This window comes from Acinetobacter vivianii, assembly GCF_014635885.1.
Taxonomy (GTDB): domain Bacteria; phylum Pseudomonadota; class Gammaproteobacteria; order Pseudomonadales; family Moraxellaceae; genus Acinetobacter; species Acinetobacter vivianii.
Map to the genome: position 1 here is coordinate 1 of NZ_BMDR01000018.1, position 11,880 is coordinate 11,880.

General features: G+C 38.4%; 10 protein-coding genes. 7 read left to right on the forward strand and 3 right to left on the reverse strand.

Translation table 11 applies throughout. From position 1 onward, the window contains the following. The 5 genes from IEV36_RS18630 to IEV36_RS18650 form a co-directional block, all read left to right on the forward strand. On the forward strand, window positions 1-1,012 hold a 1,012-nt coding region (locus IEV36_RS18630; protein ID WP_188393564.1), incomplete at its 5' end, for a DUF2345 domain-containing protein. Next, on the forward strand, window positions 1,009-1,692 hold the full coding sequence (locus tag IEV36_RS18635; RefSeq protein WP_005258082.1) for a DUF4123 domain-containing protein: 684 nt from the start codon (window positions 1,009-1,011) through the stop codon (window positions 1,690-1,692). The genes IEV36_RS18630 and IEV36_RS18635, both read left to right, overlap by 4 nt. Further along, entirely contained in the window at window positions 1,682-4,603 is a 2,922-nt protein-coding gene (locus tag IEV36_RS18640; protein ID WP_005258079.1) for a T6SS effector BTH_I2691 family protein, read from the forward strand. The genes IEV36_RS18635 and IEV36_RS18640 overlap by 11 nt, the downstream gene beginning before the upstream one ends. Before the next feature lie 6 nt (window positions 4,604-4,609). Then, the gene (locus IEV36_RS18645) at window positions 4,610-5,701 is read left to right on the forward strand and encodes a DUF6708 domain-containing protein (protein WP_005258077.1); all 1,092 of its coding nucleotides are present in this window, start codon (window positions 4,610-4,612) and stop codon (window positions 5,699-5,701) included. 12 nt (window positions 5,702-5,713) lie between these two features. Beyond that, the gene (locus tag IEV36_RS18650) at window positions 5,714-6,802 is read left to right on the forward strand and encodes a DUF6708 domain-containing protein (RefSeq protein ID WP_005258075.1); all 1,089 of its coding nucleotides are present in this window, start codon (window positions 5,714-5,716) and stop codon (window positions 6,800-6,802) included. Window positions 6,803-6,871: 69 nt separating this feature from the next. On the opposite strand, the gene trmB is transcribed toward IEV36_RS18650, so the two are convergent. Continuing rightward, a complete protein-coding gene (gene trmB / locus IEV36_RS18655; protein WP_004662584.1) occupies window positions 6,872-7,588 on the reverse strand; it encodes a tRNA (guanosine(46)-N7)-methyltransferase TrmB in 717 nt (238 codons plus the stop codon). 183 nt (window positions 7,589-7,771) lie between these two features. Here trmB and IEV36_RS18660 point away from each other — a divergent pair, with 183 nt between their 5' ends. Beyond that, window positions 7,772-10,213, forward strand: a complete 2,442-nt coding sequence (locus IEV36_RS18660; RefSeq protein WP_005258073.1) for an ExeM/NucH family extracellular endonuclease — start codon at window positions 7,772-7,774, stop codon at window positions 10,211-10,213. Window positions 10,214-10,418: 205 nt separating this feature from the next. Continuing rightward, window positions 10,419-11,030, forward strand: a complete 612-nt coding sequence (locus IEV36_RS18665) for a glutathione binding-like protein (protein WP_004772690.1) — start codon at window positions 10,419-10,421, stop codon at window positions 11,028-11,030. Between the two features lie 53 nt (window positions 11,031-11,083). On the opposite strand, the gene IEV36_RS18670 is transcribed toward IEV36_RS18665, so the two are convergent. Both IEV36_RS18670 and IEV36_RS18675 read right to left on the reverse strand, forming a co-directional pair. Next, window positions 11,084-11,428 carry a hypothetical protein gene (locus tag IEV36_RS18670; RefSeq protein ID WP_004772688.1) on the reverse strand — a complete coding sequence of 115 codons (345 nt, stop codon included), beginning with the start codon at window positions 11,426-11,428 and terminating at the stop codon, window positions 11,084-11,086. Between the two features lie 145 nt (window positions 11,429-11,573). After that, the coding region (locus IEV36_RS18675) for an FAD-dependent oxidoreductase (RefSeq protein WP_188393539.1) at window positions 11,574-11,880 on the reverse strand (307 nt) is incomplete at its 5' end.

Genomic DNA, 11,880 nt, shown 5'->3' on the forward strand with positions numbered 1-11,880 from the left:
AGCACAACGCAGCCCGACCAAATTCGACAATGCAGGCAAGCTGCCTGACACCAAGAAACTGGCAGGGATCAAGTCCAAAGAATACCAAGGCGAAGGCTTTAACCAGTTACGCTTTGATGACACCACGGGTCAGATCAGCGCCCAACTACAAAGCAGCCACGCTGCCAGCCAACTTAACTTAGGTAAACTGAGCCATCCTAAAGACAAGGCCGAAAGTGAAGACCGCGGTGAAGGGTTTGAGCTGCGTACCGATCAATGGGGTGCAGTCCGAGCTGGAGAAGGACTACTCGTTTCCACGCATAAACAGGATCAGGCGCAAGGCGAATACCTTGATGCCCAGCCAGCCAAACAACAATTGGAGGGCAACCAGAGCAATGCCAAAGCCTTAAGTGAGGTGGCCAAGAATCAGCAGACCGATGAAATTGAATCATTGGATCAGTTGAAAGCATTTGCTGATGAAATTGAAGCTGATATTGCTAAGTTTAATAAAGCGATGCTGTTATTGAGTTCCCCGGAAGGTATTGGCCTGAGCACCAATGAAGATATTCATTTATCTGCGGATGGGCAGATCAATCAGTTTGCAGGCGACAGTATTAATCTAAGTACGCAAAAGAATCTAGTAGCCCATGTTAGTGGTAAAGCGAGCCTGTTTGCCGCGCAAAATGGGATTAAACAGGTCGCTGCCAAAGGTAAGTTTGAAGTTCAGGCTCAGTCAGATGGAATGGATTTATTGGCTAAGCAAGGGATTCAGATTATTTCAACAGAAGATCGTATTGAAATTACCAGTCCGAAAGAGATTGTGATTACTGCGGGTGGTTCTCAGATCAAGCTGGATGGTTCAGGGATTTTCCCAACCACAGGTGGCAAGTTTGAAGTGAAGGCAGGGCAGCATTTGTTTATGGGTGGACAAAATATAAATGAAACAATTTTGGACTTACCTGAATTAAAAGATTGTGAATATAAGATGAAAGATGCTGCCTCAAGCGGTAAGTCAAGCGTGAGAATAAAATGATTAAGGGTAAGTTAAATTTTGAGGATTTTCAGAAATTTAATTACATATTATATGACCAGTACTTGTTTAGAAACTTACTGGACATTTATGAGAGTGAAAAAGTTAAGTATAAAATTTTAGCAATTAATGTCTTTAAGGAAAAACAGATTGCTCCAATTGTGATACGTATTGATTCAATGAGCTCAGCCTTATTGCATGATTACTATGAAAATATTTATTTATTAGAACAAACTGAATATATCAATAAATTTGATCAGATGGCTTTGGTGCAAAATCTGATCAAGACTGATCTAGAACTAGATGATCTGGCAGAACAGTTAACAAAGTTGATGCTCATCAATAAAAATACATTGTTTCGATTCTACGATCCTAGGGTACTCGTGCACCTGTATATGTCAAGAGATCACCAGATTTTAAATACTGATATTGATCGTTGGCTCAGACGATATCGTTCAATTTTTGATACATGGTCATTTGATTTAATGGGGCATTCTTTTGAAATAAATGCTTTAGATCTTAGCTCAGAACAATCTATTCAAAAGTCTAGAATACAGCTCAAAAATTTTGATCAAATCAATTCCAATATAAAAGAGTTCTGTAGAAAAAATACTGATTTCCAAGCTTTAATGGACTTTATGGAAAAACAATATTTAGCGTTTGAGGTGAAAAATGACAGATAATACTGTTGCAGAAAAATATAGATATGATCGTTGTGAAACTTGCGAGCGTTTAGGCTCATTCTATCCTGTTCGAATCGCTGTCGCCTTAGTGACTGAAAATTCTGATAATTTTAAAGTTAAAGACATTTTTGCGAAGAAATTGCCTGCTTTACCCAAAGGTTTAAAATATGTTTATAGACGATTAAATGAAGGGTACTTGTACGCCTATGCCAAAGAATGGCGTGTAGGGCAATATAATGATGAGAATGTACATGCCTACAATGTCAATGCCAATGGTTTTATTAGTGCCATGGATAAAGATAGCATGGGGGTTCAACCCAAGGCCAAAGATTATGTTTGTTTTATAAATCCTGTTACCAGTAAACAAAAATCAAGTTCTAATGCGATGTTACTTGATTTGTTTCCAAACAAAGACGTTTCACCCGTTGTAGATTTATTTTATTCAAGACATCAACTCAGTATCGAGAGTTGTAATCAATTTGAAACCGATGAAAATTTACGTAAGAAGATATGTAGTCAGATTAACGTTAGTAAGCCAACAGATTATCAACTCCCATATATTGACTATATGTCTTGTCTTGAAAATAGCACACAAGATCAAATTGAGGTGGTCAAAAAATTAGTTCCTTGGGAAGCGGATTTAATTAAAGATATTATTAAATACCCATTTCATGAAACAGATGAATTTAGTGATGAAACTGGGGAAAGTACCTTTAATTTTCAGGCGATCAAGACCGATAAAAATAATAAACCGGTATTAGATCCTAAAACCAAAGAGCCAGTTTTTGATGAATCAGCTCCTGCTGTTCCGTATGTAACATCGAAGGAGAGAGTGATTGTCTTTAATGATCCAGTGGGAATTTTAGAAGATACGCTGTCTATTATTAACTACTTGGCAGAAAAGATTAGAACGCCTGAGGAAGAACGGCTTTATCAAAGTGCGCTACAAATTATTAAACTCAAAGGTTTGATTAAAGCAAAAATTCACAGCGAAAAATATTCAGATCTCTGGAATCTATACGGTTTCCGCTATGGTGCTGAACACATGTTGGAAGGCATTCCTGAACAAGATAAAGCCAATATTCATGTGCCTATGTTTCCCACTCAGGATCAAGCTGAGAAAGCTCAGAAGAGTATTGAAAAAATCCATGACAATATGATGTTGAAAAGACAACATTACATGGAAAACTTCTTTGATTTTGAAGAAAAAGATATTATTAAACTCACCAAAGATGTAAATGAGGAATTTGCAAACGAATGGAATAAAAAAAGCTTTCTGGGAATGGTGGATAGTTTTTCCGATAAACTCAAACAAAAGGCCATGGAGGATTGGCTAGAGCAGCAAGCAGAAAAGATACTCAGCTATGGTAAAACAGAAATTGAGCCAATCATCAAATTTTATATTGAGTGGCTTAAGTCAGATACTTTATTGAACTACATGGAGAATGCTTTTGATCATAAAAGTCCATTTTCTGCGAGTAATTTTATAACGATTAACTCCCGAATTGTTGGTAATGCCGATACCCTGGAACTATGTTCGAAATATTTTGCAGAGTTGTTACAGGAGGCGAATTATAGCAATCGGAAGAATTATCTGCTGAGAACTTTTATCTTTGATTCTAAATCCTTGCAGGATACCGTGAACTCGGTGAATGATTTTTTAGGTAAAAATCAGATCACGACTTTAGCATTTGCCGGAACACAATTTTTTGATGAGAGTAGTATTACGCAGCATGACAATTATAAAGAACAAGTTAAAACGATTAAAGAAAGCATTAAAGTAAAAATTGATATCTTTTCCGAACAAATCGGTGGCACAGTGGCACGTGTATTTCATGGGCGTGCTAATCAAACCCCAGATGCCGCCAAAACAGTGGCAATGAAAAGCTTTGAGGTGTTTTCTGGGAAAACATTAACAACAAAAGCATATGCTGGAAAGTTAACCGATATTATTCAGCAAATTATGCGCGATTCGCCTATTAACTTTGATGAGGCTGAATCTCGGCAAGCCAAGAAAAACGCTAAAAATACCTTTAAAGTTAATTTAAAAAAAGCATTACTGGAAAATTTTAATACAGACATAGATTTTCACCGTTTAGGAAAAATGCGGACCAAGGTTTATATGGTCTTGCATCTGGATACTCAACAGTTAGCCAAGATTAATCCCAATATGACTCAGGCTCAAATCAGTGAAGCCATGCATGGAGCAGTGCGAGGTTCTGGACAAGTTGTAGCAGATAATAAAGTTGCTGGTGCTTTGGAGCAAAGTAGACAATTAAACCAACTAGAAGGCCAAAGCCAAAAAGTATTTGCTCGGCAAGGTACGGGTTTGGGTTTTGGTGTATTTGCGTTTGGTTTGCAGTCGTTGGCATTAATTAGTGCAACGCAAGGGGTAGCGACAGGTGTTAATTTACAAACAGGGATGAACTTTGTTGGGGTGATTGCAGCAACGTTTGGAAATGTCGCTGATGTGATGGACCGTCAACTTAAAATGAAAATTGCTCAAATAGGGGAAAGCCCTATTCTAAAATTAAGGCAATTGAGAATGGCAAGGATTGCCAGCTTAGGTTTATATGGTGGTGCGATACTCTTAGCTGCAGTTGAGGTATTAAAAGGAAATGAAGCTCTGAAGAAAGATCAATATTTCATTATGACATCCTATTATGTCAATGCTGTTGTGATATTTTTTACAACTCGTGCCTTCATTAATAGTACTACCATGCTTCTGGGTTTACGTGGTGGTTATTGGGGGTTAATTTTAATTGGTGTATCAATTGTTATTAGTTATGGTATTGACCTGTTAAAAGAAAGAGAAATACGTAATTTTCTGGAAGCATCGGCATGGGGTAAAAAGAGTGAAAATTGGACCCAAGCCGTCGAAAAAACTGAATTTGAAAAGATTTACGAGTAAGTATACATGTTAAGAGAAGACTACGAAACCAAGTTTACCACACTCAATCAACCCTTTGAGATTGGGATTCCAAATAAAAATGGGCGCTTACGTTTAAGGGAAATTGATATAAAGAGCCTGAAAACGGAACAACTTTATCCCCATCGCCAAGTGATTCGTTTTAACTCCACTTTTGTGGAGGTCATGGATAGTTGGGAGTTTATTCGTGGTCGTGCAACTGGGTTAGCACTTCCGATGTGGGCTGCATTATTTTTTGCTATTTTTATGTTCTTATTTGCTATATATAGTTTGTATTTTAAACAAGTTTATTGGAGTATAGCCATAATTTCATGCCTAACGGTTGCTCTATGTTATTTAGTCTACACAAACTACCGAATGGCGAAGTATGATCTATTTGGTTATACTCATTATCCGATCCGTTTTAACCGTAAAACCCAGAAAGTATATGCTTTTTCACCTCAACAACAAAAAATCATTGAGCTAAATTGGCGAGATTTACGTTTTTCTGCAGTACGAGAAGGACGATATGATATTGAATTGAGAGCAAGTTTAGTAAATGCGGATAATATTGTAGAAGAAGAAATAATTCTCCCATATATTTCATTTGATAATAATGATTTTATTGATCAAAATTTGGCATTCTTTAAAGCCTATATGCAAGGTGATGATCTAAAAAGTATAGATGCGGCTATTCCAGAATTTTTTGATGTTTATAACAGAAAAGAAACTTTTAAAGAAAGTTTTGAGCGTGTTTACATGTCAAACGATGTGCTTAATGAATTAGCTATGCAAACACGTCCAGCAAAAAAAGATATTTCTGGTGTCTCAATGATGGCAGTTATTTGGTCTTTAACTATATTAGTCCGACGTCTTGGAATATTTTTTTCAAAAATACCTCAATGGCCTACTCATATTGAACAAGAATGTCAGATTGATAGTAATGACCCTTATGACTCAACAGGAAAACAACGTCACCTTGCACCGTTAGTGTTTACTTCAGCTGAAAAATGTATTTTATTTATAGGTTGGTTATTAGGAACAAGTATCTTTATCGCATTTCTGGCAGGATTGGCTTATTTAAGTTGGAACTATAGATAAGAATAAGATCAGATGTTAAGAGAAGACTACGAAACCAAGTTTACGACACTTAATCAACCATTTGAAGTTGGAATTCCGAATAAAAACGGTCGTTTACGTTTAAGGGAGATTGATATAAAAAGCCTGAAAATGGATCAGCTTTATCCCCATCGTCAGGTTATTCGTTTTAATTCTACTTTTGTGGAGGTCATGGATAGCTGGGAGTTTATTCGTGGGCGTGCAACAGCATTAGCACTGCCTATGTGGGCCGCATTATTTTTTGCTATTTTTATGTTTCTATTCTTTATGTATAGCTTGTACTTTAAACAAGTTTACTGGAGTGTAGCTGTATTCTCATGTTTAACGATTGGTTTAGTTTATTTAGTCTATTCGAATTATAAAATGGCAAAGTATGATTTATTTGGCTATACCCATTATCCAATTCGTTTTAATCGGAAAACCCAGAAAGTATATGCTTTTTCTCCTCAACAACAAAAAATCATTGAGCTAAACTGGCAGGATTTACGTTTTTCTGCTGTACAAGAAGGGCGGTTTGATATTGAGTTAAGAGCAAGTTTGGTAAATGCTGATAATATTGTAGAAGAAGAAATCATTTTCCCTTTTATTACAAAAATATATGGAAAAGAATTGGTTGATCAGCATTTGGCATTCTTTAAAGCCTATATGCAAGGTGATGATCTAAAAAGTATAGATGCGGCTATTCCAGAGTTTTTTGATGTTTATAACAGGAAAGAAACTTTTAAAGAGAGCTTTGAACGAGTTTATATGCAGTTTGATGGTGAAGAAATCATCCAGCAAACCCGCCCTGCGGAACGAGATAATGGAATAGCAACAGTTGCTTTTCCTTTATTCTCACTCATTTTATTAAGACGCTTGGGAGTATATTTTTCAAAAATACCTCAATGGCCTACCCATATTGAAAAAAAATGTCAGATTGATAGTAATGACCCTTATGACTCAATAGGGAAACAACGTCACCTTGCACCATTAGTGTTTACTTCGGCTGAAAAACTTATTTTGTTTCTAGGCTGTTTAGTTGGGACAATTATCTTTATCGCATTTCTGGCAGGATTAGCTTACTTAAGTTGGAATTATGGGTAAGTTGCTGTGTTAAGGGCGTATAAAAAAGCCACTAAACATTTAGTGACTTTCTTCGAAAACTAAATCAGCTTACTTTATTTTCTTAAAAATAAAGTCATTAATCTTATGACCAGATTCCAGACCACGACGTTCAAATTTAGTCACTGGACGCCATTCTGGGCGAGGATAGCTATTGCCTTTACCTGCCAAATTTTCCATATCAGGACGATTGTCTAGGATATCAAGCATCCACTCTGCATACGGTTCCCAATCTGTCGCTGCATGGAAAGTCCCACCCAACTCAAGCTTTTGTTCAACCAGTTGCATACGCTCATGAATCACAAAACGGCGTTTAAAGTGACGCTTCTTCTGCCATGGATCTGGGAAGTAAAGCTGTACGCAGTTAATGCTGTTATCTGGCATTTCACGTAATACCTGAATTGCATCTGCATCCAGTACAAACAGGTTCTTTAAGCCCGCCATACCTGCTTCATACACACACTGTGCAATCCCAGGAACATGTACTTCGATTCCGACAAAGTTACGTTCAGGATTGGCTTTTGCCATTAATACCAAAGAACGACCCATACCAAAACCGATTTCAACGGTTAATGGGCGTTCAGGATGTTCAAAATGTTGACGTAAATCACCAACAGGGTATTCCAAAATTAAATCACGATAATCTTCTAAAGCAGTACGTTGTGAAGTATTGAGCGGAGCTGAACGACGCATAAACGTCACAATTTCACGGTGCTCAGGCAAATTGTCGAGTTCCGTAATTTGCGTTTCTAACTGATCGTTTGACATGATTCTGGAGATATAAATATAGAAATGCCGTATTTTAAGTGCTCAGGTGGACAAGTCAAACTTTTAAGTGATTTTATTTCGCTGATTATTTTTGAAAATGATGAAAATTTGTCAAAAAATCTTCATGGTGCTGTCACAGAACTTGCATAGCCTAATGGCAATTTAAACACTAAGTAAAAAATCATGAATAATTTTAAATATCATTCGATCGCCATTTGTCTAGGTTTATTAGGCGTATCTTCAATCTTTTCTGCTGCACATGCACAATTGATGTTTAGCCAATATGTCGATGGCAGTAGTAATAAAAAGGGACTGGAAATCTATAATCCAGATGCAACTACGGTGAATCTGGCGGATTATGAAATCCAGCAGTTTAATAATGGTGGCACCGTTAAAACCGCAGCATTTCCCTTACAGGGCAGTTTAGCTAGCAAACAAAAATTCCTGATCGGCCGTTCAGAATTACAAGCGCAATTAGGAAATAAGGTGAATCAGGTTGCTGGCTTATCCTTTAATGGCGATGATGCGGTTGTTTTGCTGTATCGCGGTACACCTATAGATCGTTTTGGCCGCATTGGTGAACGTCCTACAAATGGTTGGGGCACAACTGTTTTTAGTATGGGCAACAGCTTTAAACGCACACAGACCGAAAATCCTGTGGTGAGTATTGATCCAACCAGTCCATTTGATCTGGATCAATCTTGGCAGGCATGGACAGATCGCAATGATTTTTCCAATTTAACAGGGTCAACCACAACTCCACCTGTTACTGAAAATGTAAGCTGTAGTAGTAGCGATACGCCGATTGCAAAATTGGCAGACTCAACACAAGACCAAAGCTATACCATTCGAGGGGTGATTACAGGGGATTATCGTTATAACAATGGCTTCTCAGGTTTTTATGTACAAACGCCTGATAGCAAAGCCATGCCAAATGTTAGTAATGCCATCTTTGTCTATATTCCTGCGAGCAGTACAGTGAAAGGTGGACAGATCGGCGATGAAGTCATTCTACGTGGTCGTTTGACCAGTTATCAAAACCAGCTTCAGATCGATCAGTTACAACAGGATATTCTCACCTGTAACCAGAATATGGCAGATCAGATCCAGCCAATTGCGTTGAACTTGCCATTTAACAGTCTAACCGAGACGACGGGGAACTCACCAAAACGTTATCAAGGTATGCTGGTCAAGTTCCCGCAAACGCTTACCGTCAGTGAAAACTATAATTTTGGGCGCTATGGTGAATTATCTTTAAGCCTTGGTCGTTTGTTTATTCCAACCAATCTGTATCCAGCACTGTCGAATGAAGCAAAAGCCTTAGCGCAACAAAATCTGCTGTCCAAGATTATTTTTGATGATGGCTATAACAACCAGAATCGAGCACCATGGTTGCCACAAAACTTTAGTGCTTTAAATACGCTACGTTCAGGATATCAGTTAAAAAATACTCAAGGTATTTTGGAATATCGCTTTAATGCATGGCGCGTACAACCGATTGTGGGGGCGAACTTGCCAGAAGTGGTGAGTAGTTCTAATCCACGCACGAGCATCGCCGCTAAACAAAGCAAACATGTCCGTGTAGCTGCATTTAATGTACTCAACTATGACAATGGCAAGAATGGCTTTCCAACCGAACGTGGTGCCAATAGCAAAGCTGAATTTGACAAGCAACATGCGAAAATCGTCAATGCATTAAAATCAATTGATGCTGATGTATATGGCTTGATGGAGATTGCCAACAATGGTTATGGCAGTGACAGTGCCATTGCCAATTTAACCAAGGCGCTAGGCCCAGACTGGAAATATGTGATTCCTGAAGGATTGAATCAGCTTGGTACCGATGTGATTGCAGTTGCGATTATTTATAACGCTAAACGGGTGCAACCTGTCAATAAAGCAGCTGTACTGGATTTGGGGGATAAAAACCGTAGCACAATCGCACAGTCATTTAAACCAGTACAGGGCGGACAGATTTTTACGGTTATTCCAAATCATCTTAAGTCGAAAGGCTGTTCTGGTGTAGATGCCAATTCTTTAGATGCTGATCAAAAAGATGGACAAGGCTGCTGGAATCCAACGCGTGTGAAAGCGGTTGAACAATTAACGCAATGGATTGCCAAGAATCCAACTCAAGTCAAAAATTCGAATATTTTATTATTGGGTGATATGAACAGCTATGCCAAAGAAGATCCAATCCTGACGTTTGAAAAAGCCAATTATAAAGTGTTATTGAATGATCATAAGGTCGGTGAGGGTGTCAATGCCTATAGCTATGTCTTTGGTGTGTCAAGCAATGCTGAGGGTTATGGTGGTGCAGGTAATTTGGATCATGCCATTGCGGATGCCAACCTTTATAAGCGTGTGATCAAAACCTTTGCATGGCATATCAATGCGGACGAGCCAACGGTACTGGACTATAACGAAGAATATAAAACTGATGAGCAAAAGGACTTGTTCTTCTCAGCCGATGCATATCGTTCTTCAGACCATGATCCTGTGATTGTTGATCTGGATATGAAATCAGCTGATTCGCAACTTGAACCTGAGCATCCGAAAAGTGTCATTGCAGCGTTCTTAAATTCACTTTTTGAATGGTTAGGCAAACTTTTTGGCAGAGCGTAACGGTATATCTGTGACGAGATCGAGTGAGTTTTTTCATAAATTAATCAATCGTCACGGAATATAACTTGCAAGGCAGAAAAAAATTCATTAATAGTAGTGGTGTAGATGTTCTTAGCATGAAAGCTATTATAAGTTTGAGTTATTCTGTTCTCGAGTTTCGTAGGAACGTTCTAGAGCATAAGTTGTTAGATAACAAGGATCAATTATGAAGTTGTATTATTCACCTGGTGCATGCTCATTGGCAGCCCATATTATTTTAAATGAAATAAATGTCGATTTTGATTTAGAACGCGTTGATCTAAAAACACATAAAACCTCAAAAGGTGCAGATTATTACGAGATTAATCCAAAGGGATATGTCCCTGCTTTGGAAATTAATCCAGGTTTGATTTTAACCGAGAATGTTGCGATTTTACCGTTTTTGGCGCAACACGATCCAAAACAGGACTTGATTCCGCCATCAGGGATGGGAAGAGCAAAAGTACTGGAATGGTTGGGATATTTGAATTCGGAACTGCATGATGCTTATGCGGTTTTCTTCACCGGTAAACTGACTGACGATGAGAAGACCAAGGCATATGCTGAAGTGGATCGTTTATTGAAATATATCGATGACTATCTGGCGGGTTGGGATTGTGATTATCTGGTCGATGATAATTTTGGTCCAGCAGATGCCTATTTGTTTGTGTTAACCAACTGGTCAAACCATATCGAACATGATTTAACACCGTATATCCATATCGTAGCGCTACGTAATAAAATTGCTGAGCGTCAATCGGTTCAGATTGCGATGCGTGATGAAGGGCTGTTGAGCTAATACAACCCAATAAAAAAGCCTCTGTTTACAGAGGCTTTTTTATTTCAACAAAATTATTGTTGAGCTTTTTCTTTCACATCAGCAGCGCCTGATTCTACAGCACCAGCAACTTTAGTGGTTGCATCACGTGCAGCAGCTTCAGTTTTTGCAGCAGCTTCAGCAGTCGCCGTTGCAGTGTGATCAGCAGCAGCATCAATTTGATCACCCGCTGTATCTACAGCAGTTGCAACATCGTTAGTCGCATTTTGAGTTGCGTCTTTAATATCTGCGCCAGCTTGATCAGCAGCGTGTTCTAAATGTTCACCCGTGGTCGCGCCTGTTTCAGGTGCTTTATCTTTATTACAGCCTACAAGCGCAACAGTAGCAGCAAGACCTAATGCAACAAGTAATTTATTCATTGTCTATTTCCTTTTCTTTGTGGCATCCAATAGGAATGGATACCAAAAATATAACCATAAACTGCACAAAGAATAAAGTTGAAAATTTGTAAAAACACGCACTTACATCGGTCAATCTAAGTGCGTGTCTTATTTTTAAATCATTTTATACACCAGAACGGATCATATAATCAAAGGCAGAAAGTGATGCTTTGGCGCCTTCACCTGTGGCAATGATAATTTGCTTGTATGGCACGGTAGTACAGTCACCAGCAGCAAATACCCCCTTAACACTGGTTTCGTTACGATCATTAATCACGATCTCACCACGGTTGCTCAACTCGACAGCACTGTTCTTTAAGAAATCAGTGTTTGGCAATAACCCAATCTGTACAAAGATCCCTGCAAGCTCGACCGTATGTTCAACATCAGTCGCACGGTCTTTGTATTTTAATGCCGTTACTTGAGCGCCA

Coding starts and splice junctions, on each gene's coding strand:
- IEV36_RS18635 (WP_005258082.1), top strand. CDS start 1,009: ATGATTAAGGGTAAGTTAAATTTTGAGGATTTTCAGAAATTTAATTAC.
- IEV36_RS18640 (WP_005258079.1), top strand. CDS start 1,682: ATGACAGATAATACTGTTGCAGAAAAATATAGATATGATCGTTGTGAA.
- IEV36_RS18645 (WP_005258077.1), top strand. CDS start 4,610: ATGTTAAGAGAAGACTACGAAACCAAGTTTACCACACTCAATCAACCC.
- IEV36_RS18650 (WP_005258075.1), top strand. CDS start 5,714: ATGTTAAGAGAAGACTACGAAACCAAGTTTACGACACTTAATCAACCA.
- trmB (WP_004662584.1), bottom strand. CDS start 7,588: ATGTCAAACGATCAGTTAGAAACGCAAATTACGGAACTCGACAATTTG.
- IEV36_RS18660 (WP_005258073.1), top strand. CDS start 7,772: ATGAATAATTTTAAATATCATTCGATCGCCATTTGTCTAGGTTTATTA.
- IEV36_RS18665 (WP_004772690.1), top strand. CDS start 10,419: ATGAAGTTGTATTATTCACCTGGTGCATGCTCATTGGCAGCCCATATT.
- IEV36_RS18670 (WP_004772688.1), bottom strand. CDS start 11,428: ATGAATAAATTACTTGTTGCATTAGGTCTTGCTGCTACTGTTGCGCTT.